This is a genomic window from Pseudomonas sp. LAMO17WK12:I5 (genome assembly GCF_900215165.1).
Lineage (GTDB): Bacteria > Pseudomonadota > Gammaproteobacteria > Pseudomonadales > Pseudomonadaceae > Aquipseudomonas > Aquipseudomonas putida_A.
In genome coordinates this window covers 1-21,015 of record NZ_OBDS01000008.1, presented here as the reverse complement: position 1 = coordinate 21,015, position 21,015 = coordinate 1, and the positions used below count along the sequence as shown (strand labels likewise).

At 61.7% G+C, this 21,015-nt stretch carries 24 protein-coding genes; 8 read left to right on the top strand and 16 right to left on the bottom strand.

Going from position 1 to position 21,015, the window contains the following annotated elements:
* Positions 1-23: 23 nt before the first annotated feature.
* The 4 genes from CRO59_RS15180 to CRO59_RS15165 are packed head-to-tail and all read right to left on the bottom strand — an operon-like array spanning position 24 to position 2,663.
* The gene (locus tag CRO59_RS15180; protein WP_097088252.1) at positions 24-599 is read right to left on the bottom strand and encodes a DUF6162 family protein; all 576 of its coding nucleotides are present in this window, start codon (positions 597-599) and stop codon (positions 24-26) included.
* Positions 596-937, bottom strand: coding sequence for a hypothetical protein (locus CRO59_RS15175; protein ID WP_097088250.1), 342 nt, complete (start codon positions 935-937; stop codon positions 596-598). The genes CRO59_RS15180 and CRO59_RS15175 overlap by 4 nt, the downstream gene beginning before the upstream one ends.
* Complete coding sequence (locus tag CRO59_RS15170; protein ID WP_097088248.1) at positions 934-1,476, bottom strand: thiamine pyrophosphate-binding protein; 543 nt, start codon at positions 1,474-1,476, stop codon at positions 934-936. The genes CRO59_RS15175 and CRO59_RS15170 overlap by 4 nt, the downstream gene beginning before the upstream one ends.
* Positions 1,473-2,663 (bottom strand): PepSY domain-containing protein, encoded by a 1,191-nt coding sequence (locus tag CRO59_RS15165; RefSeq protein ID WP_097088246.1) that lies wholly within the window; start codon positions 2,661-2,663, stop codon positions 1,473-1,475. Before CRO59_RS15165 ends, CRO59_RS15170 begins: the two co-directional genes overlap by 4 nt.
* Positions 2,664-2,980: 317 nt before the next feature.
* Between CRO59_RS15165 and leuC the strand changes: the two genes are divergently transcribed.
* The gene (gene leuC, locus CRO59_RS15160; protein ID WP_097088244.1) at positions 2,981-4,399 is read left to right on the top strand and encodes a 3-isopropylmalate dehydratase large subunit; all 1,419 of its coding nucleotides are present in this window, start codon (positions 2,981-2,983) and stop codon (positions 4,397-4,399) included.
* Entirely contained in the window at positions 4,396-5,010 is a 615-nt protein-coding gene (gene leuD / locus CRO59_RS15155) for a 3-isopropylmalate dehydratase small subunit (protein WP_097088242.1), read from the top strand. The genes leuC and leuD overlap by 4 nt, the downstream gene beginning before the upstream one ends.
* A 114-nt stretch (positions 5,011-5,124) precedes the next feature.
* On the opposite strand, the gene CRO59_RS15150 is transcribed toward leuD, so the two are convergent.
* The 4 genes from CRO59_RS15150 to soxR all read right to left on the bottom strand — a co-directional run bounded on the left by CRO59_RS15150 (position 5,125) and on the right by soxR (position 8,226).
* Positions 5,125-6,075, bottom strand: a complete 951-nt coding sequence (locus CRO59_RS15150; protein ID WP_097088240.1) for a LysR substrate-binding domain-containing protein — start codon at positions 6,073-6,075, stop codon at positions 5,125-5,127.
* Positions 6,076-6,099: 24 nt separating this feature from the next.
* Positions 6,100-6,975: an alpha/beta fold hydrolase gene (locus tag CRO59_RS15145; RefSeq protein WP_097088238.1), complete on the bottom strand. Its 876-nt coding sequence runs from the start codon at positions 6,973-6,975 to the stop codon at positions 6,100-6,102.
* Between the two features lie 239 nt (positions 6,976-7,214).
* The gene (locus CRO59_RS15140) at positions 7,215-7,673 is read right to left on the bottom strand and encodes a VOC family protein (RefSeq protein ID WP_097088236.1); all 459 of its coding nucleotides are present in this window, start codon (positions 7,671-7,673) and stop codon (positions 7,215-7,217) included.
* A gap of 103 nt (positions 7,674-7,776) precedes the next feature.
* Complete coding sequence (soxR, locus tag CRO59_RS15135; RefSeq protein WP_097088235.1) at positions 7,777-8,226, bottom strand: redox-sensitive transcriptional activator SoxR; 450 nt, start codon at positions 8,224-8,226, stop codon at positions 7,777-7,779.
* Between the two features lie 95 nt (positions 8,227-8,321).
* Here soxR and CRO59_RS15130 point away from each other — a divergent pair, with 95 nt between their 5' ends.
* A complete protein-coding gene (locus tag CRO59_RS15130; protein ID WP_097088233.1) occupies positions 8,322-8,687 on the top strand; it encodes an antibiotic biosynthesis monooxygenase in 366 nt (121 codons plus the stop codon).
* Here CRO59_RS15130 and CRO59_RS15125 read toward each other — a convergent pair.
* The 4 genes from CRO59_RS15125 to msuE form a co-directional block, all read right to left on the bottom strand.
* On the bottom strand, positions 8,684-9,787 hold the full coding sequence (locus CRO59_RS15125; RefSeq protein ID WP_097088232.1) for a sigma-54-dependent Fis family transcriptional regulator: 1,104 nt from the start codon (positions 9,785-9,787) through the stop codon (positions 8,684-8,686). The two genes, CRO59_RS15130 and CRO59_RS15125, sit on opposite strands and share 4 nt — an antisense overlap.
* A gap of 25 nt (positions 9,788-9,812) precedes the next feature.
* Positions 9,813-11,000, bottom strand: a complete 1,188-nt coding sequence (locus tag CRO59_RS15120) for an acyl-CoA dehydrogenase family protein (RefSeq protein ID WP_027613378.1) — start codon at positions 10,998-11,000, stop codon at positions 9,813-9,815.
* A gap of 130 nt (positions 11,001-11,130) precedes the next feature.
* Entirely contained in the window at positions 11,131-12,276 is a 1,146-nt protein-coding gene (ssuD, locus tag CRO59_RS15115; RefSeq protein WP_095137367.1) for an FMNH2-dependent alkanesulfonate monooxygenase, read from the bottom strand.
* 10 nt (positions 12,277-12,286) lie between these two features.
* The gene (gene msuE / locus CRO59_RS15110; RefSeq protein WP_097088230.1) at positions 12,287-12,850 is read right to left on the bottom strand and encodes an FMN reductase; all 564 of its coding nucleotides are present in this window, start codon (positions 12,848-12,850) and stop codon (positions 12,287-12,289) included.
* Positions 12,851-13,242: 392 nt separating this feature from the next.
* Here msuE and CRO59_RS15105 point away from each other — a divergent pair, with 392 nt between their 5' ends.
* The 4 genes from CRO59_RS15105 to CRO59_RS15090 all read left to right on the top strand — a co-directional run bounded on the left by CRO59_RS15105 (position 13,243) and on the right by CRO59_RS15090 (position 17,451).
* Positions 13,243-13,500, top strand: a complete 258-nt coding sequence (locus CRO59_RS15105; protein WP_041069780.1) for a hypothetical protein — start codon at positions 13,243-13,245, stop codon at positions 13,498-13,500.
* Between the two features lie 99 nt (positions 13,501-13,599).
* A complete protein-coding gene (locus CRO59_RS15100; RefSeq protein ID WP_003226640.1) occupies positions 13,600-14,214 on the top strand; it encodes a LysE family translocator in 615 nt (204 codons plus the stop codon).
* Between the two features lie 205 nt (positions 14,215-14,419).
* A complete protein-coding gene (locus CRO59_RS15095) occupies positions 14,420-15,586 on the top strand; it encodes an aminotransferase class V-fold PLP-dependent enzyme (protein ID WP_097088228.1) in 1,167 nt (388 codons plus the stop codon).
* Positions 15,587-15,642: 56 nt separating this feature from the next.
* On the top strand, positions 15,643-17,451 hold the full coding sequence (locus CRO59_RS15090) for an aminopeptidase P family protein (protein ID WP_097088227.1): 1,809 nt from the start codon (positions 15,643-15,645) through the stop codon (positions 17,449-17,451).
* 49 nt (positions 17,452-17,500) lie between these two features.
* Here the strand turns inward: CRO59_RS15090 and CRO59_RS15085 are convergent, their stop codons facing one another.
* On the bottom strand, positions 17,501-18,097 hold the full coding sequence (locus CRO59_RS15085; protein WP_097088225.1) for a 2-hydroxychromene-2-carboxylate isomerase: 597 nt from the start codon (positions 18,095-18,097) through the stop codon (positions 17,501-17,503).
* A gap of 40 nt (positions 18,098-18,137) precedes the next feature.
* Positions 18,138-18,866 (bottom strand): SDR family oxidoreductase, encoded by a 729-nt coding sequence (locus CRO59_RS15080; RefSeq protein ID WP_097088223.1) that lies wholly within the window; start codon positions 18,864-18,866, stop codon positions 18,138-18,140.
* Positions 18,867-18,958: 92 nt separating this feature from the next.
* On the opposite strand from CRO59_RS15080, the gene CRO59_RS15075 reads away from it, so the two are divergent.
* Positions 18,959-19,537, top strand: coding sequence for a TetR/AcrR family transcriptional regulator (locus CRO59_RS15075; protein WP_097088222.1), 579 nt, complete (start codon positions 18,959-18,961; stop codon positions 19,535-19,537).
* A 1-nt stretch (position 19,538) separates the two neighbouring features.
* Here the strand turns inward: CRO59_RS15075 and CRO59_RS15070 are convergent, their stop codons facing one another.
* Both CRO59_RS15070 and rhtA read right to left on the bottom strand, forming a co-directional pair.
* On the bottom strand, positions 19,539-19,820 hold the full coding sequence (locus tag CRO59_RS15070; RefSeq protein WP_007965435.1) for a hypothetical protein: 282 nt from the start codon (positions 19,818-19,820) through the stop codon (positions 19,539-19,541).
* 169 nt (positions 19,821-19,989) lie between these two features.
* The gene (gene rhtA, locus CRO59_RS15065) at positions 19,990-20,877 is read right to left on the bottom strand and encodes a threonine/homoserine exporter RhtA (RefSeq protein ID WP_096795011.1); all 888 of its coding nucleotides are present in this window, start codon (positions 20,875-20,877) and stop codon (positions 19,990-19,992) included.
* Positions 20,878-21,015: the final 138 nt, after the last annotated feature.

Genomic DNA, 21,015 nt, shown 5'->3' with positions numbered 1-21,015 from the left:
TTCTCTCGGGTGAAGGCGAAGGTTCAGTGGCGATGCTCGCGAGTCACGCCGGCATCGAACTGCGCGACGATCTGTTTCCAGCCGGCGGCGGACAGCGCTGCGTCGGTCAGCTCGGCAGGCGTTTGCAGATCGGCGGCGCGGTTGAGCCAGATGTCCGGAGCGGCAGTGGCGTCGGCGCTCAGTAGCATCACGAACGAACCGGCGACGGCGGGCACCTGGCTGTGGCCGAAATAGGCCGTGTCCGCCAGCAATTGCCAGGCATGCCCGCCACGGCTGACCGAACTGGCGTCCTGGGCGAACGGGGCGAAGCCTTCTTCAGCCAGAGTCTGTGGCGTCGGCAGGCTTTGCTGCTCTTCACGCAGCAGGCGAATTTCATCGAGGGTCACCCGCAGGTCGGCATAGATGCCTTGCTCGGCGGCACTGAGGTCGCGCCGCGCATCGAGTTGATGGCTGGAAACCGGTTCCGGTTCATGGGACACCCCGCGCCATGCCACCACCGAGCCGGCGACCGCGAGGATCAGCAAGCACAACAGCAGAACGTTAAGGGTTTCATGCCCGGCACCGGCCGGGCGGACGACTTGCGTGGTGGGCGTGCTCATGGGGCCTCGATGTCGGCTTGGTCGATTTCCACGACGTGGCCGGGGCCGGCGTCGAACAGCACATAAAACTCGGCCGCCGGTTTCTTGAACGTCACGGTCGAATCGGCGCCGAGCTTGCCCGGCAGCAGAATGGTTTCGTCGTAACCGATCACATCGAGGGTCACCCCCGGCGCGCCGCTGCCGTCGGAGAAGCCGCCGGTGCATTTGATCTGCTCGGCATCGACGGCTTTGCATTCGCACATCGGGTTATGGGCCAGGGCGCCGGCGCTGAAACCTGCGCACAGCATCAGCAACGCGGCGCGCAACTGCAGGCGGGAAGGGCGTTGAACGCGGTTCATGGTTTGGCTCCTTGTTGGTTCAGCCAGGCGAGGGTGGCGGGGGAGGCCTGGCTCAGGGGAATCGAGGCCTGATGCATGCTGCCGTCCCAGCCTTCCATGGTGATCCACAGTTCGGCATCGGCTTTGGTCTTTTCCGCCACCGGCAATTGCGCGCCCATGCGATACGGCGTGCCAAAGAAAATCACCCCGGCGGCGCGCAGGCTGCGCGGTTTGCCGATGCGCAGGTAGGTGGCCTTGACCTGTTCGACACAGGTATCGCACAGGGCGGCATTGAAGTCCTTCATGTAGCCGGCGGGGCCACTCAGGCGCGGTGCTTCGTTACGCAGTTCGGCCAGACGCAGACTCCACGGGCCGACCTGGATCTCGCCGACCTCATGCTCACCGAGGCCGACGTCACCGCGAAACAGCGCGGCATCGGCGAAATACTTGGGCATGAAGCCCAACGGAATCAGCAGCAACAGGGCGTTCAGATGAAAACGCCATTTGTGCCAGAAGCGGCGCAGGGCGGACGGTTGGGCAGTGCGATTGGACGGGCTCACAGGCTGACCTCCGCCGGTTCACGGCTGACGCGGGGGCTGCGGGCCTTTTTATTTTCGCGCTTGAGGGCGTTGGCGGTGGCCAGCGCGGTGCGCTTGGTCCAGATCAACAGGCCGCTGAGGACCATCATGCTCAGCAGCAGACCGAAGAAGAACCAGATCAGTTTGATCCACAGACCGCCGAAATCACCGGTGTGCAGTGGGCGCATCGACTCGGTGACAAACTCCAGCGAGGAGCGGTCAGTCAGCAGTCGCGTGGCGGCCATGTCACCGTTGTACGGGTTGAGCGTGGCGGTCTGGAACATCAGTGGGTACCAGCCGCGCCCGCCAAGGCTCAAGTGGCTGTAGGCATTGCCCGGCAGGCTGACGAAGCTGACCTCCAGCCCGGGGATGTGCTGTTCGGCGATCTGTACCGCGCGATCGAGGCTGATCCGTGGGGGAGGACTGGCGTCGCTCGACATCGGTACGCTTTCCCGGGACATGGCGGGAATGATCGGCTCGCTGCTGATCGAGACCTGGTTGTCGGCCAGAATGGCCTGGATCAAAAACCAGGTGCCGGTGATCGAGATCACCGCGATGAACCAGATCGACCAGATGCCGCTCAGTCGATGGAAGTCGCCCCAGAAGATCCGCGCACCGTGGCGAAAACGCAGGGTGGGTTTGAAGAAACCTTTCCAGAAACGCTTGTACACCACCAGCCCGGTGACCAGCGAAGCGAGCATTGGCAGGCCGAGGAACGACACCAGGTACCAGCCCCAGCTGAAACCATTGGTGAATGGCACCAGCCACCAGCCGTGCAGGGCGCGGGTGAACTCCTTGAAGTTGAAGTCCGGCGCCGGGCCCTGGATCACCCCGGTGTACGGGTTGACGTAGACCGTCTGCGAGCGGCCGTCGGGGTAGCTGACTTCGACGTCGAGGGCGAAGTGCGATTCGTCGGGGCGGCTGATGCTTTCCACCAGCGTCTGCGGTTCGGCCTGTTTGATCGCGGCCAGCACCTGATCGTAACTGAGCCGCGGCGCGTCGTCCGACGGCTGACTGGCGCGCATCTGCGGGTTGGCCAGCCAGACGATTTCCTGGCTGACCACCGCCAGCGTGCCGGTGACACACACGATCAGGACAAAAAACCAGATCGGCAGCGCGAGCCAGCTATGCACCAGGAACCACAGTTTGGAACGGGATTTCTTCGACATGATTGCGCGTCTTGATTTCGATGAAAGGGCACGCGGCTACGGGCTTCGCAGCGCGGGTGTCCGCAAAAGGCGCGGTCGTGGCTGTTGCCTGTGCGAGCGGCCTGCATCTATATAGGACGGATGAGCCGGACAAATCCCGAAAGACGATATGAAAGCAAATGTTTCGCAATTCCCCCTGTCACCACCAACTCCCTGTGGGAGCGGTGAGCAGCCGATCAAACACGATTCATGAACGCCGCTCTCACTGCCTGCCAATTGATGCCATCAAAGCGCTCCCTATGATGGAAAGCACCGCATTCCCTTGAGCGAGCGCCCTGATGAGCCCCAGAACTCTCTACGACAAACACATCGATTCGCACACCGTGTGCCGCCTCGACGATCAGGGCCATGTGCTGCTGTATATCGATCGCCAGGTGATCAACGAATACACCAGCCCGCAGGCGTTCAGCGGTCTGCGCGCCGCCGGGCGCAAGGTCTGGCGGCCGGGTACGGCGTTGGCGGTGGTCGATCACGTCAACCCGACCACCCCCAAACGGGTGGCGGCGATGCCTGATGCCGGCGGTGCGCGGCAGGTGTCGTATCTGGCGGAGAACTGCCGGGACTTCGGCATCGAACTGCTGGACATTCTCGATAAACGTCAGGGCATCGAGCATGTGATCGCCCCGGAGCAGGGCTTCATTCTGCCGGGCATGGTCATCGCTGCCGGTGACAGCCACACCACCACGTACGGTGCGCTGGGGGCGTTCGGATTTGGCATTGGCACCTCGGAAATCGAGCACTTGCTGGCCTCGCAGACGCTGGTCTACAAACGCCTGAAAAGCCTGCGCGTGACGGTGGATGGCGAACTGGCGCCGGGGCTGACGTCGAAGGATGTGATCATGGCGCTGATCGGCCGCATCGGTGCGTCGGGCGCCACTGGCTATGCGATTGAGTTCTGCGGATCGACCATCGATGCGCTGAGCGTCGAAGCGCGGATGACCATTTGCAACATGGCGGTAGAAGCCGGTGCACGCGGCGCCTTCATGGCACCGGACGAAAAAGTCTTTGCTTATCTCAACGGCAAACCCCGCGCACCGCAAGGCGAACTGTTAGCGCGCGGCGTGGAAAGATGGCGTGAACTGCGCAGCGATCCCGGCGCGGTGTTTGACCGCGAAATCCACCTCGATGCCAGTCTGCTGGAGCCGATGGTCACCTGGGGCACCAGCCCCGATCAGGCCGCGCCGATCGGTGCGCAGGTGCCGGACCCGCAACGCATCGACGATCCGATCCTGCGTCAGGACATGCGCCGCGCCCTCCAATACATGGGCCTGGAGCCGGGGATGGCGCTGCGCGATATCGTCATCAGCCACGCTTTTATCGGCTCCTGCACCAACGCGCGGATCGAAGATTTACGTGACGCCGCCAGCGTCGTGCGCGGGCGGCGGGTGGCAGGGCATGTGCGGGCGATGATCGTGCCCGGCTCCAGTGAGGTCCGCGCTCAGGCTGAAGCCGAAGGGCTGGCGCAGATCTTCATCGACGCCGGTTTCGAATGGCGTCAGTCCGGCTGCTCGATGTGCCTGGCGATGAACGATGACGTGCTCGCGCCCGGCGACCGTTGCGCCTCCAGCACCAACCGCAATTTCGAAGGCCGCCAGGGCGCCGGGGCGCGCACCCACCTGATGAGCCCGGCGATGGTCGCCGCCGCCGCGATCAGCGGCCACCTCACCGACATCCGCCACTTTGGAGAACGCCCATGAGCCTGCAACCCTTCACGCAAGTCAGCGGCCGGGCCGCGCCGCTGCTCGCGGCCAACGTCGATACCGACGTGATCATGCCCAAGCAGTTTCTCAAGGGTATCGATCGTCAGGGACTGGATCGTGGACTGTTTTTCGATCTGCGCTTTCTTGCCGACGGTACGCCCAACCCGGAATTCGTGTTGAACCAACCGGCCTGGCAGGGCGCGAACTTTCTGGTGGTCGGGCCGAATTTCGGTTGCGGTTCCAGCCGCGAACACGCGGTGTGGGGGTTGCAGCAAATGGGCATTCGCGCGCTGATCGGCAGCCGTTTTGCCGGGATCTTCTACGACAACTGCCAGCGCAACGGGGTGTTGCTGATTACCCTGGACGAGGCACAGGTGCAGCGCATTGGCCGGTTGGTGAGTCAGCCTGAAACGGCACTGATCCATGTGGATCTTGAGGCGCAGCAGATACGTCTGGCGGACGGTGAAGTCATCGATTTCCAGATTGACGGCTTGCGCAAGACCGCACTGTTGCTGGGGCTGGATGCGATAGGCAGTACCTTGCAGCGGCGTGAGCAGATCGAGGCGTTCGAGCGCGAACATCTGGCCGCCAACCCATGGCTGACCTGACACGCCTTTTACCCTGTGGGAGCGAGCCTGCTCGCGAAGGCGTCGTCTCAGCCAGCACTCAATTGTCTGACCCGACGCTTTCGCGAGCAGGCTCGCTCCCACAGGAGGCTGTTTTTACAGTGACAGTGCTTTGAAATGCCCCTGCAGAAACTCCACACACGCCCGTAGCTTGCCGGAATTGGCCAGCCGCGTCGGGTACACCGCCCAGACATTGGCGCTCTGGCTGTAAGCGGCCAGCACCGGCAGCAGTCGGCCCTGTTCCAGCAACGGTTTCACATCCCACAATGAACGCAGCAGCACGCCGCGTCCGTCGAGCGCCCATTGCAGGACGATCTCGCCGTTGTTGGAAGACAGCGGCCCACTGACCCGCACGCTTTCCTGCGTGCCGTCGCGATCCAGATGCCAGACGCCGAAAGCGTTGTCGCGCTCCTTGATCACCAGGCAGTCATGTTGTTGCAGATCGTCCAGAGTCTGCGGTGTGCCGCGGCGCTCAAGGTATGCGGGCGCAGCGCACAGCACCCGGCGGTTACTCACCAGTTGCCGGCCGATGTGCTGGCCGGGCAGGTCGTCGCCGACGCGTATTTCCAGATCGAAACCCTCGTTGACGATGTCCACTGCGCGGTCGAACAGGTCCAGGCGAATCTGCAACTGCGGGTGAAGCTCGGCCAGCCGCGAAACCGCAGGCGCCACATGGTTGCGGCCGAAACCGAAGCTGCTGCAGATGTGCAAGCGCCCGCGTGGGCTGTCGTGAGCGTCGGCGAGGTCGTCGCGCAGTTGCTGGAAGTCATCGAGGATGCGCAAGGCCCAGCGCTGCACCCGCTCGCCGTCTTCGGTCAGCGACACCCGGCGACTGGTGCGGTGCAGCAGCCGGGTGCCGAGGGTCGATTCGAGAATCTGGATGCGTTTGCTGACGTAGGCCGGGGACAGGCCCAATTCATCAGCGGCGGCGGCGAAACCGTTCTTGCGGATCACGGTCAGCAGCACGCGCAAGTCTTCGGGCAGGGGCACGGGGTCTTGGTTCTGGGACATGTGGGAACGAGCACTGGCGGCACAAGCCGCCAGCATAGCATCGGCGGTACAGGGCTCGATTCAGCGCAGGAAATCCAGCGCTTCGGCGAGCAACAGTTCGGGCACTTCTTCGGCCAGATAATGCCCGGCCGGCAGCGCCTTGCCACTGACGTTGCTCGCCACATGCTGCCATTCCTTGAGCGGGTCAAAGCAGCGCCCGACTGTGCCTTGCGCACCCCACAGCACCCGCAGCGGCAGGTCAAGATGATGGCCGGCAGCGATGTCGGCCCGGTCATGTTCCAGGTCGATGCTGGCGCTGGCGCGGTAGTCCTCGCAAATGCCTCGGGCGCTGCCGGGACGTTGCAGGCAACGCAGGTATTCGCTGAACGCTGGCTCGGTGAACGGCGCGAGTCCGGCGCTGCGGCTGCCCATCACGCTGCGCAGATAGGCTGCGGGATCTGCCTCGATCAGGGTTTCCGGCAACGGCGCCGGGCGGATCAGGAAGAACCAGTGCCAATAGGCGCGGGCGAACGCTTCGTTGGTCTGCGTGTACATGGCCAGGGTCGGGGCGATGTCCAGCAGCATCATCCGTTGCACCGCAACGCGGTGGTCGAGGGCCAGGCGATGGCCGACCCGGGCGCCACGGTCGTGGGCCAGAATCGAAAATTGTTCGAAGCCCAGCGCCTGCATCAACTCGAGGTTGTCCCTGGCCATTTCGCGTTTCGAGTAATTACGATGTTGTTCATCGGCAGCCGGTCGGGCGCTGTCGCCGTAGCCGCGCAGGTCGGCGGCGACCACGGTGAAATGCTCCGCCAACTGCTCGGCAATCTTGTGCCAGATCACGTGGGTCTGCGGGTGTCCGTGCAACAGCAACAACCCTGGGCCGCTGCCGCCGAGGCGATAGGCGATGTCGACACCGTTGACGTGGCGCTGGTCTTTGACGAATCCGGCAAACATCGGGCTGATCCTTGTTCAGGTGCGGGTGGAATGCATCCTGAAAGTGTTCGGCATTCGGGGCAAGGGTTGAAGCGTGGTGTGGTGGTTCATGAAGTGTGATGTGTGTCGCCAGGGCTGGCCCCTTCGCGGGCAAGCCCGCTCCCACAGTGTTTTTCTGTGTGACACCCATCGTATAAACACCGGAGATCCCTGTGGGAGCGGGCTTGCCCGCGAAGAGGCCAGCCCAAACCCTGAAAATCTCAACCCTGACTGAACATCTCCATCGCCCGCTGCTTGATCTGCTCTTCCGTCAGATCCTCCTTGCGCGTCGCCAGAAACCACAGGTGCCCATAGGGATCCTTCAGCGTCCCGCTGCGATCACCGTAAAACTGATCCTTGACCTCCGACACCGCACTCGCCCCGGCATCCAGCGCCCGCTGAAAGGACTTGTCGACATCAGTGACATACAGATGCAGACCGACCGACACGGCATTGTCCGGACCACTCAACGGCCCTTGATCGCACGGCGTGCCGAGCATGATCGCGCTGTCGCCAATACGCAGTTCGGCGTGGCCGACGCGCCCGTCGGGCATGTCCAGGCGCATGACCTGGGTCGCGCCGAAGGCTTTCTTGTAGAACTCGATGGCTTCGGCAGCCTTGAGGATGCCGAGGTACGGGGTAATGCTGTGATACCCCTCGGGAATGGGTTTGACGCTCATGACGTTCTCCCTGTTTTTGTTTTGCGAGGTATGGCTCCACCGGATTTGTGGAAGATTCACTATAGAACTGTCTGCGCGGCCAGCATTTTTCCCCGACGAGCAGTCAGTCCAGAAAGTGCGCCCCCGGCCCCTGATCACCGAGCACATCGCCCTGATTGCGCAACGGGCAGGCCTCCATCGACAGACACCCGCAACCGATGCAACCGGTGAGCCGGTCACGCAACAAGGTCAGCTGATTGATCCGCTCGTCCAGTTCGCGGCGCCATTGTTCGGACAGGACTTTCCAGTCTGCTGCTGTCGGAGCGCGGTCGTCGGGGAGTCTCTTCAGCGCCTCGCCAATCTCCGCCAGCGGAATGCCCAGACGCTGCGCGACCTTGATCAACGCCACCCGGCGTAAGACCGCCCGTGGGTAACGGCGCTGATTGCCGGCATTGCGCTGGCTGGTGATCAGGCCTTTCGATTCATAAAAGTGCAGGGCAGTGACCGCGACTCCGCTGCGCGCGGCGACTTCGCCCACGGTGAGCTGTTTGTGCAGGTTTTCCGGGGTGATCATTTTGCAAAAGGACTCTTGACCTTGACTTAACTAGAGGTTTTACCCTGCAGGCCTTCGAGTCGCAAGACTCGGCTTACGATGAGTGGGGACTTCTCATGCAAACCTCGACGAAAAATCGCAGTTTTACCCAATTGATCGAATTCGAGATCGAGCCGCGCCAGCAACCGGCATTGGTCAGTGCGCTGGCGCAGCAGAGCGAACATCTGGCGCAGCGCTACGCAGGCTTTGTCAGCGCCAGCGTCCAGGTCAGCGACGACGGTCGGCGGGTGCTGAGCTTGCTGCAGTGGCAGAGCCGCGAGGCCGGGGAGGCAGCGTTCTGTCGCTTTGAAAGCGGCGAGCAGGATTTCTGGCAGATGATCCGCGCCCATCAGGCGAAGACCGTGACCTTCAATTCATTTCAGGTGTTGAGCAGCATCGCCCGCAGTCATGACGATGCGCTGCACTGCAATCTGGTGGGCTAGATCGACAACTGGATCAGGCGTTCACCGTGCAGGTTCTCCGTAATTCGCCGCTTGTTCACCGCCAGTTCGCCGATCTTGATCAGCCGCGTGCGGGTGACATTGCGGCTCAGGCCGAGCAGCGCGGCGGTGTGCACCTGGTTGTAATGGCAGAAGCGATAGGCGGCGCGCAGCAGGGCGTCTTCGACCTTTTCGTGGAGGGCGCCGGCCTGTTGTTCGAAGAGCTTCTGAAAGGCTCGCTCCAGCAGCGCTTCCGGTGAATCGTCGGCGTTCGACTGCTGATCGTCCGGGCGCTCGATGCGCAGGTTAGACAGGCGCAAATCGTCGCGTTCGATCACGCCGTTGCGGCAGATCAACAGGGTGTGATGGATGACGTTTTCCAGTTCGCGGATGTTCCCCGGCCAACTGTAGCTGCGCAGTTTCTGTTCGGCACCGGAGCTGATGCTGACCCGTCCGTAACCCAGGCGCTGGCTGTAGGCCTCGATGAAATGTCGGGTCAGCGGCAGGATATCGCCGGGTCGTTCGCGCAGCGGACTGAGTTCCAGATTGACCACGTTCAACCGGTAGAACAGGTCTTCGCGGAAGTTTCCGGCATTGATCGCTTTCTCCAGTTGCACGTTGGTCGCGGCCAGCACGCGCACATCGATCGGAATGCTCTTGCGGGAGCCGAGGCGCACCACTTCGCGCTCCTGCAACACCCGCAGCAACTTGACCTGAATCGCCATCGGCAAATCGCCGATTTCGTCGAGGAACAAGGTGCCGCCATCCGCCTCTTCGAACCAGCCGGCCTTGGCGCTGAGCGCGCCGGTGAAAGCGCCTTTTTCATGGCCGAACAGCTCGGCCTCCACCAGCGATTCGGAAAACGCGCCGCAGTTGACCGCGACAAACGGCCGATGCCGGCGATTGCTCAGGTTGTGGATGTGCCGCGCCACCAGCTCCTTGCCGGTGCCGGTCTCGCCGATGATCAGTACGCTGGCTTCGCTCGGCGCGACCTGTTGCAGATGCGCCAGCAGGGCCTGGGACTTGGGGTCTTCGAAGACCTGCGCGGTGGCGCGGATCGACGTGGCCAGCGCGGGTGAGGGCGGAAGGGTCAGCAGTTGCATGGGGCTCGCTCCATTAAAGGCAAGATCAGGAATAGAACGTCGGCACCGGCAGCGCCTGGTTCAGCGCCCAGTCGCCCAGCTCGTGGAGTTTGTAATCGAGGGGGTCGTGCAGGGTCTGCGTGCGCAGGTTGCGCCAGTGCCGATCGAGACGCAGCGAAGCGTGGGTCGAGCGCGCGCCAGTGACTTCGAACAAACGGCTGCAAATATCCAGCCCCTGACGACTGGCGGCGACCTTGGCGGTGGCAATCGCTGTGGCCAGATGTCCGCGCTCTTCTGCGGTCAGGTTCGGGCCTTGGGCCCAGGCCTCGTCGAGCAGCGCGGCGGCCCGTTCGACCAGCAGGCGGATGCCTTCCAGCGCCACCCAGAACTCGCCGTAATGCGCGAGTACGTACGGGTCTTCACGCACATTGCGGGCGGCGGATTTGTGCCAGAGCCGGGTTTCGCTCAGGGTGTATTGCCGCGCTTCCTCAAAGGCACCTTCGGCGATGCCGAGAAACATGTGGGTGAAGGTCAGTTGCGCGATCAGCGGACGCAGGCAGGCGAACGGTGTGCTCAACGGGCCGGGATCGAGCAGCAGTTCGGATTCCTCGACCCGCACCCGTTCGAACGTAGCGCTGCCGCTGTCGGTCTGGCGCTGGCCGATGTTGTTCCAGTCGTCGTGCAGAGTGATGCCGCTGCGACCGCTGGGGATCGCCGCGATCAGCAACTTGCCGCCGGCACTTTCGTCGACGGCCGAAGCGATCAGCATCTGCGAATCGCTGGCGCCGGAGCAGAAGCTTTTCTTCCCGGAAAACTCGCGCCAACCGCCGAAGTCCTTGACCACGGTGCGGGTGTCGAGCGGGTTGAGGGCGTTGCCCCAGAACCAGTTCTGCCGCGCGGTCTGTTCGAACCACGGCTGCCATTGTTCGGGCCGCGAGAACAGGCGCACGGTGGCGAGCATCAGGTGATGAAAGCCGAAGACGTGGGCGATGGAACTGTCGACCTTGGCGAACTCGCGCACGATCTGCAGGGTTTCGCTCCATGTCGCGCCGAGGCCGCCGTAGCGGGTGGGAATGCTCAGGGCCAGCAGGCCGCTGTCGCGCAGGGCATCGCGCTCGGCCTTCGGCGTACCGCCGCGCTCGTCACGCTCGACGGCGGTGACGGCGAATTCGGCGGCCAGTTGGCGCGCGGTTTGCAGCGGGGAGAGCAGGGTGCTTTGTGGTTTGGCGGTCACGCGGTGTTCCTCATCAAATCGACGCGATTCTCTGTAGGAGTGAGCCTGCTCGCGATGTGGTCAGCACAGTCGACATCACCGTCGCAGACACACCGCTTTCGCGAGCAGGCTCACTCCTACAGGGGGCGTTTTAGGCCTTGGCTTGGGTGGGCAACACATCGTTGGCAATCATTTCGCCAAACGGCCCGGTCAGGTTAGTCACGCCGCGTCCGGCCAGGCTTGCATACGGTTCGGGCAGCAGCGGGAACACCAGTTCGGCAAAGCGGTAGGCCTCTTCCAGGTGCGGATAACCGGAAAAGATGAAGCTCTCGATACCGAGGTCGGCGTACTCCTTGATCCGCGCGGCCACTTGCTGCGGATCGCCCACCAGCGCGGTACCGGCGCCGCCGCGTACCAGACCGACGCCGGCCCACAGGTTGGGGGCGATTTCCAGGTTGTCGCGACGCCCGTCGTGCAACGCCGCCATGCGCCGCTGGCCTTCGGAGTCGAAGCGCGAGAAGGATTTCTGCGCGGCTTCGATGGTCTCGTCGCTGATGTGCTCGATCAGTTTGTCCGCAGCCTTCCACGCCTCTTCGGCGGTCTCGCGAACGATGACGTGCAGGCGAATACCGAACTTCACCTTGCGTCCATGGCGAGCGGCACGTTCACGTACATCGGCGAGTTTTTCGGCAACGGCGGCGGGCGGTTCGCCCCAGGTCAGGTACACGTCGACTTGCTCGGCAGCGAGGTCATGCGCCGCGTCGGACGAGCCGCCGAAATACAGCGGCGGATACGGTTTCTGCACTGGCGGATAAAGGGCTTTGGCGTTCTGTACTTTCAGGTGTTTGCCTTCGAAATCCACCGATTCACCTTGCAACACCCGGCGCCAGATCTTGAGGAATTCGTCGGTGACTTCGTAGCGTTCGCTGTGGCTGAGGAAGCTGCCGTCGCCACGGTTTTCGTCAGGGTCGCCGCCGGTCACCACGTTGATCAGCAGACGGCCGTTGGACAGTCGATCAAGCGTCGCCGCCATGCGCGCCGAAACGGTGGGCGAAATGATCCCCGGGCGGATCGCTACCAGATAACGCAGGCGTTCGGTCAACGGCACCAGCGCCGAGGCGATCACCCACGAGTCTTCGCAGGAGCGCCCGGTGGGAATCAGCACGCCGTGATAGCCGAGGCTGTCGGCGGCTTGCGCCACTTGTTTCAGATAATTCAGGGTGACCGGGCGCGCGCCTTGGGTGGTGCCCAGGTAATGGCCGTCGCCGTGGGTCGGCAGGAACCAGAAAACATCCATGCACAGCTCCTTAAGCGATTTTCAGCAACGGTTTGATTTGTGTGCCGAACAGCGGCGCGGCGCGTTCGGCGGCCAGACGGATCCGCGCTTTCAGCGGTTCGCTGGTGATCTGGTAGTCGGCGAAATCGGCTTCGGTAGCGTAGACCCCGATCGGCAGGGTCACCGCCTGGAAGAAACTGAACAGCGGCCGCAACTGATGATCGAGCACCAGCGCATGGCGCTCGCTGCCGCCGGTGGCGGCAAGCAGCACCGGGGTGTCGATCAGCGCGTTGAGGTCGATCAGGTCGAACAGATGCTTGAGCAGGCCCGGGTAGGAACCGCGATACACCGGCGCGGCGACGATCAGCAGATCGGCCTGTTCGATGGCTTGCAGTTCGGCCTCGACCTCGGCGCTCAGCTCGTGACGCGACAGGGCACCACCCAGTGGACGGGCGATGTCACCGAGTTCGATCAGATGACTCTCGACCGGCAAGTACCCGGCCAGTTCGGCCACCAGCGCTTGGGTCAGCACCAGGGTGCGCGATGGACGCCAGGTGCCGCCGGAGAGGGCGACGACTTTCAGGGGACGCGACATGATCAGTTCCTTTTTATCAACAGTTGCTCAGCGAGCAGTGAGTAAGTGCCAAGGCTTGAGCAAGCGCTGTACCAATTCCTGAGAGGCCCGGTTTACTTGGGCCTTAGCGCTATGGCGTGAGTCGGTTGTGCAGATATCAGGCGGGTTTGCTGATCTGCTGTTGCCTGGGCAACAGTTGCTGGAGCAACAGTTGTTCGCCGTGTGCAGGGATTTATAGCGGCTGCTGGTTATTCCGTAAAAGAACGTTAATCGATATTTATAGATCGTTAAGAGATATGAGGGCGTTGAAGCTGAAATCCTGATAGCCACTATTGAGAGCGTTGATTTTTGCCCGGAGAGGCGCGGGCGTAGCCTTTGTCCATCGACTACCACCGCTCGCCAGGACGCTCCCCATGAATCGTTTACTGACTGTTTCGCTGCTGCTCGCTGTCTCCGTACTCGCCGGTTGCGCGACCCACGTTTCCCCCGAACAACGGCCGTACACCGCCGAAGAAACCCGCGAATTGGCAATGGAAGCGCTGAACCGCAGCGGCTTGTCTTTCGACGAATATCACGCGAAGAAAGCTGCACTGCTGGGCGAATCGCAATTCGACAAGAAAGCTGAAATGAGCGCCGGGCGAGCCATACAGCTGCACGGTCGTCCAAGCTAATCGCAAACTGTACTGCTTGAATTTTCGCGTAACTGTCCGTGGGTTTGCGCGCTGCCGTGCGATAGGGTCAACACCTGAATGACCCTGACGGATTGCCCCATGACCCTCTCGCTTGATCTGCTGTTGGGCTTTGCCCTGTTTGCCCTTGTCACCTCGATTACACCGGGGCCGAACAACACCATGTTGCTGGCGTCGGGCGTGAACTTCGGCTTCAACCGCACCATTCCTCACATGCTCGGCATCACCTGCGGCTTCTTCGTATTGGTGGTCGCCGTGGGTTTCGGCCTGGGCGCGGTATTCCAGACTTACCCGATTCTCTACACCGTGCTGCGCTATCTCGGCGCTGCATATCTGTTGTACCTGGCGTGGAAAATCGCCCATTCGGGGCCGGTGGGTGAGGGCGTGGAAGGCGAGGCCAAACCGATCAGCTATCTGGGTGCCGCCGCGTTTCAGTGGGTCAATCCCAAGGCCTGGATCATGGCCATCGGCGCCATCAGCACCTACACGCCGATGCAGGGTTACTTCACCAACGTGGTGGTGATCGCCGCCGTGTTCGCCATCATCAACCTGCCCAGCGTCGGCGTCTGGGCAGCGTGCGGCACGCTGCTGCGTAACGTGCTGAAGGACCCGCGCTGGTTGCGCGTGTTCAACTGGGGCATGGCGGCGCTGTTGGTGATTTCGCTGTACCCGTTACTTCTCGAAAGCTTTCACTGACGCATTGCTTCAACCGCCGGCCCGATGCCTGTTAAGCTCGGCTTCAGGAGCGTTCCTACGCACTTTTAAATGAAGTTGTTCTTCTTTAACGGCATCCGATCAGGTATTGATGACGGTCTCGAACCCAGGCGCAGCTCACAAGGCTGCGTTGTGCCGTTTGCAGACACGAGCCTCCTGATCCCGGAACACGCTCTGCGAGTCTTTTATGATTAAACGTCCGTTGTATTTCGATTACGCCGCCACCACCCCGGTGGACGAGCGGGTCATCCAGGTGATGATCGATTGTCTGGGTTTTCACGGTAACTTCGGCAACCCGGCGTCCAGCTCCCATGCCTTCGGCCAGCAGGCCCGGCACACGGTCGAGCAGGCCCGTCGGCAAGTCGCCGAACTGGTCGGCGCCGAGGCCGCGCAGATCGTCTGGACTTCCGGCGCCACCGAATCCAACAACCTCGCCCTCAAGGGCGTGGCCCAAGCGCGCGGCGTTGCCGGCGGCCACATCATTACCAGTCAGATCGAACACAAAGCCATTCTCGATACTGCCCGGCAATTGCAGGATGCCGGCGTTGCGGTGACCTATCTGGTGCCTGATGCTGAAGGCCTGATCACCCCGCAGGCGGTCAGCGAAGCCATGCGCGACGACACCTTTCTGGTATCGCTGATGCTGGTCAACAACGAACTCGGCACCCTCAACGATATCCCGGCGATCGGTGAAGTCGTGCGCGGCCGTGGCGCGTTGTTCCATGTCGATGCCGCGCAGGGCGCCGGCAAAGTGGCGATCGATCTGCAGCAGTGGCCAGTGGACTTGATGTCGTTTTCGGCGCACAAGCTTTACGGTCCCAAGGGGATCGGCGCGTTGTATGTCGGCCCGCGCGCGCAGCAGCGTTTGCAGGCGCAGATTCATGGCGGCGGCCACGAAGGCGGGCTGCGCTCCGGGACTCTGGCGACGCATCAGATCGCCGGCATGGGCGCGGCATTCGCCTTGGCGGCTGCCGAATTCGATACCGAGAAAAAGTCCATCGTGGCGCTGCGTGAACGGCTGCTCGAACAGTTGCTGAGTCTGCCGGGCGTACGTCTCAACGGCAGCGCCAACCAGCGCATCGCGCACACGTTGAGCCTGACCTTCAGCGAAGGTGAATTCAACAGTGCGGCCTTGAGCCAGTCGATCGCCTTTTCCGCGACCTCGGCCTGTAACTCGGCGAGCAACACGCCTTCTCACGTGCTGCTGGCGCTGGGGCACGACGCCCGGCTGGCCGGGCGCACCATTCGTCTGAGCCTCGGCCGTTTCACCACCGCCGATGATGTCGATCAGGCGGCAGCACTGATCAAAGGCGCCTGCGCCAGTGCCCCGGCATTCTGGGCGACAGGGCTTTAACCAGCCGGTTTTCACGGCTACGAACAATAACGATGAAGTGATTGGCAGGAGACATGATGAGTACCCAGACTTTGACCGAAGGAACGGTTCCCCAGCGCCTGGCGCACACCCGTGAATTAATGCGCCGTGAAGGCATTCATGCGTTGCTGGTGCCATCGGCCGACCCGCATCTGTCGGAATACCTGCCGGGTTATTGGCAGGGGCGGCAATGGCTGTCGGGCTTCCATGGTTCGGTCGGCACTTTGATCGTGACTGCTGATTTCGCCGGGGTCTGGGCCGACAGTCGCTATTGGGAACAGGCGACCAAGGAACTCAAGGGCAGCGGCATCGAACTGGTCAAGCTGCAACCGGGTCAGCCGAGCCCGCTGGACTGGCTGGCCGAGCAGACCCCGGAAGGTGGCGTAGTCGCGGTCGACGGTGCGGTGATGGCCGTGGCTTCAGCGCGCACCCTGAGCAGCAAGCTCGAAGCGCGTGGCGCGCGTCTGCGCACCGACATCGACCTGTTGAATGAAGTCTGGGCGGATCGCCCGAGCCTGCCGAACGCGCCGATCTATCAGCATCTGCCACCGCAAGCGACGGTCAGCCGTGGCGAAAAACTCGCCAAACTGCGCGAGACCCTGCAGGCACGTGGCGCCGATTGGCACTTCATCGCCACCCTCGATGACATCGCCTGGCTGTTCAACCTGCGCGGCGGCGACGTGTCGTTCAACCCGGTGTTTGTTTCTTTTGCGTTGATCAATCAACAGCAGGCCACGCTGTTTGTGGCCTTGAGCAAAGTCGATGCCGAGCTGCGTGCAGTGCTGGAACAGGACGGCGTGACTCTGCGCGATTACCGCGAAGTGGCCGACGCCTTGCGCGCCGTACCGGGTGGTGCGAGCCTGCTGGTGGATCCGGCGCGGGTGACCAGCGGTTTGCTGGATAACCTCGACAGCGCGGTGAAACTGGTCGAAGGCTTGAACCCGACCACCCTCGCCAAATCGCAGAAGAGCGAGGCCGATGCACAGCACATTCGCAAGGCCATGGAACAGGATGGCGCGGCGTTGTGCGAATTCTTCGCCTGGCTGGAATCGGCCTGGGGGCGTGAACGCATCACCGAACTGACCATCGACGAAAAACTCACCGCTGCCCGCGAGCGCCGTCCGGATTACGTGTCCTTGAGCTTCAACACGATTGCCGCGTTTAACGCCAATGGCGCGATGCCGCACTATCACGCCACCGAAGAAGAACACGCGGTGATCGAGGGTGACGGCTTGCTGCTGATCGACTCGGGAGGCCAATACCTGGGCGGCACCACCGACATAACCCGAATGGTCCCGGTCGGAACCCCGACGGCTGAGCAGAAGCGTGACTGCACGCGTGTGCTCAAAGGCGTGATCGCGCTGTCGCGGGCGCAGTTCCCGAAAGGCATTCTCTCGCCGTTGCTCGACGCCATTGCCCGCGCACCGATCTGGGCGGAAAGCGTGGATTACGGTCACGGTACCGGTCATGGGGTCGGCTATTTCCTCAACGTGCATGAAGGCCCGCAGGTGATCGCCTATCAGGCAGCACCGGCACCGCAAACGGCGATGCAACCGGGGATGATCACCTCGATTGAACCGGGCACCTATCGTCCGGGTCGCTGGGGCGTGCGCATCGAGAACCTGGCGATGAACCGCGAGGCGGGGAGCAGCGAGTTCGGTGATTTCCTCAAGTTTGAAACCTTGACCCTCTGCCCGATCGACACGCGCTGCCTGGAGCCGTCCTTGCTCACGCAGGAAGAAAAGGAGTGGTTCAACGCCTACCATGCTGAAGTGCGTGAGCGTCTGAGTCCGTTGCTCGATGGGGCCGCGCTGGAGTGGCTGAACACGCGCACAGCGGCGATTTGAATGGCTGAAACCCGGGCGCTGTTGGCAGCGTCCGGGTTCTGAGGTTTTTCTAAGCCTGACGCAGGGCCTCTTCGACGAAGTCGAGGCGGTCCTGTCCAAAGAACATCTGGTTGCCGATAAACATGCTCGGCGCGCCAAACACCCCCCCTTTAATGGCTGTTTCAGTGTTGTCCTTCAGGGCTGCCTTGACTGTCTCGTCGTTGGTCAGGGCCAGGACTTCATTGGGGTCGAATTCATGTTCGCTCAATACCGCAGCGACAGTTGCCGGCTCATCGAGAGCGCGTCCCTCCACCCACAATGCCTTGAACAGACAATCGATAAATGCGTGAAAGCGTTCCGGCTGGTGCAGTTGTATGCCAGTGACGGCACGCATCAGCATCAGCGTGTTGATCGGAAAATGCGGATTGAATTTCAGCGGCACGCCGTAACGTTTGGCGTAGCGATCCAGATCCTGAAACATGTAGCGGCCCTTCGCCGGAATCATTGCCGGCGATGCGTTGCCAGTCGCCTTGAACACGCCGCCCAGCAGCATCGGGATATAGATCAGCTCGCTTTGAGTTGCGGCACATATTTTCGGTAATTGGGTGTAAGCCAGGTAGGTGGCAGGGCTGCCGAGGTCGAAATAGAACTCCACGGTTTTCGTCATCTTCGCTGCTCTCTGATTATTGTTATGGAGGAGGCGGGGCTTACCAGCGTTCGTTCCACGGGCGCAGATCCAGCTCGAAGGTCCAGGCATCCCGTGGCTGACTGTGCAGATACCAATAGTTTTCGGCGATGTGTTCGGGATTGAGAATACCGTCCTGATCCTTGGTCGCGTACTTCTCGGGGAAACTGTTGCGAATGAAGTCGGTATCGATCGCGCCATCGACCACTATATGGGCGACGTGGATGTTCATCGGCCCCAACTCGCGCGCCATGCTTTGCGCCAGTGCACGGATGCCGTGTTTGGCGCCGGCAAACGCGGCAAATCCGGAAGCGCCGCGCAGTCCGGCGGTGGCGCCAGTGAACAGAATGGTACCGCGCTGGCGGGTGACCATACGCTTGGCCACTTCGCGGGCATTGAGAAAACCCGAGAAACAGGCCATTTCCCAGATCTTGAAATACTTGCGCGCAGTTTCTTCGAGAATGCTGCAAGGCACGTTGGCACCAATGTTGAAGACAAACGCCTCGATCGGGCCGAGGCGGGTTTCAATCTCTTCAATCAACGCAATCACGCCTTCTTCCTTGCGCGCATCGCAGGCAAAGCCGTGAGCTTCGCCACCCTCGGCCTTAATCGCCTCGACCAGCGGCTGTAATTTGTCGGCGCTGCGCCGGGTGACGCAAGCGATAAAACCTTCTCTGGCAAAGCGCTTGGCAATCGCTCCGCCAGTGGCATCGCCCGCACCCACCACCAACACGACCTTCTTGTTATTCATGGGTAGATCCCTTTAGTAAACGATCGTTAAGTGAACGAACGTTATGCTAGGATCCGGACAACGTCAAGGCGGTCGATCAAGAGGGTAAGCACATGCGGTACTCCGCCGGTCACAAGCTGGAAACCCGAGAAAAACTGCTGAACAGCAGCGCGCTGTCAGCCAAGCGTTCAGGCTTTTCCACAGTTGGTGTCGATGGTTTGATGAAGGCCATCGGCCTCAGTGGCGCAGCGTTTTATAACCACTTCTCGTCGAAAAACGAGCTGTTCACGGCGATCGTCGAGCGTGAACTGTGTCAGAGCCTGGAGCGACTGGGAGGGCAGGGGGCGCAGGATCGTGAGCGGCTGGAACGCTGTCTGAAACAGTACCTGAGCATGGCTCACGTGGAGCAGCCTGAATCGGGCTGCGCCTTGCCGACACTGGGTGCGGAAATTGCCCGTTCAGATGATCAGGTTCGCGAGCAGGCTGAACTGTGGATTTGTCGGTTGCACGCCAGTTGGGCGCAGATTCTGGAAAGCGACAGCCTGGCGTGGGCGATTCTGTCGCAATGCGTCGGAGCGTTGGTAGTGGCGCGGATGCTGGTGACGCCGGAGATTCAACGGACGGTTTTGAAATCCAGTCATGAGGAAATCGGGCGTCAGCTGGCTGCTCGACAAGGCGAGCAGCCAGCATGATTCATTTGCAGATGACGATCATGCTACGGCTGGTATAACCGGCCGGATTAAGACCGAACGGGTAGTCGCCGGGTTCTTCCACGGCGTCCCCTGATTTGGCGATGACTTTGTAGCCCTTTGGGGCGCAGGCATTGGCGGCGCTGGTGTAGCACTTGTCCCAAGAGGACGACAGCCCGGAACAGTTGATGTGCAGCCCTTTTTTACCGTGCTTCACTTGGGTCTTGGAAGTGGCTGCGCACCCCGCTACTGCCAATACAGCGATCAGTATCAAAATTCGTTTCATTACCGTCCTTATGGTAGCCACGAGTCTGGCGCTCGGGTCTGCCTGTATTCGCCTGCGCTTTAAGCGGTTCGATATCCCTGTCCGAAAAAATCCATGCCTGGCACTGAGTTAAGGGGCCTAAACATGGCCTAAATGAACGCCAATTGCCAGACCTTCGTCAAATCCTGTTTCAATCTGCCGCTACAACGGGTTTGGCGCTACTGCCCATGGTCATGGTTGCCCCGACGGAAGCCAGAATAATGCACAGAATCGCCATCCATTGTGACAGCGTGAGGTACTCCTGCAGGAATAGCAGCCCGGACAACGCGCCAAAGGCCGGTTCGATGCTCATCAACGTCCCAAAGGTGCGGGCTGGTATGCGGGTGAGGGCGACCATCTCCAGCGTGTAGGGCAAAGCAGTCGAGAGGATGGCGACGCCGATGGCCACCGGGATCAGCGACGGGGTGAGCAATGCCGCGCCGGCATGCACGATGCCGATCGGGGCGACAAACAGTGCGGCAATCATCACGCCCAGCGCCGCGGTCGTCACGCCGTTGTCGGCGCCAGCCTTTTGGCCGAACAGGATGTACAGCGCCCAGCACACGCCGGCGCCCAAGGCATAACCGGCACCAACCAGATCAATTCCCGTGGATGTCGCTCCGGTGGGGATCAACAGCAGCAGGCCGACCGCTGCCAGGGCAATCCAGAGAAAGTCGATTGCGCGGCGCGAGGCATAAATGGCGACGGCCAGCGGGCCAGTGAATTCGAGTGCGACTGCGATCCCCAGTGGCACGGTGCGCAGTGACATATAGAAGAGGAAGTTCATTCCGCCCAGCGCCATTCCGTAAACGATCACCGTGCGCAAGGATTGAGCGGTCAGCCTGGCACGCCACGGACGCAGCAGTAACAGCATGATCACGCTGGCGAAGACCAGGCGCAGGGTGGTCGTCCCTTGGGCGCCAACCACCGGGAACATGCTCTTGGCCAGAGAGGCGCCGGACTGGATGGAAGCCATGGCGATTAATAACAGGCCAACCGGGAACAGCATTGAGGCCAGAGAGCGAGGTTGGTCAGTCATTGCGAGGCATCATCCGAAGGTGAGAGCAGGGTGTTGTTTTAAGTGTTGGGCAATATACTGCGCATTCGCTGACGTTGCATCTATATATAAGCAGGCTTTTTCGGTGCATTGATAGAAAACTGAAATTAACGGTTGACG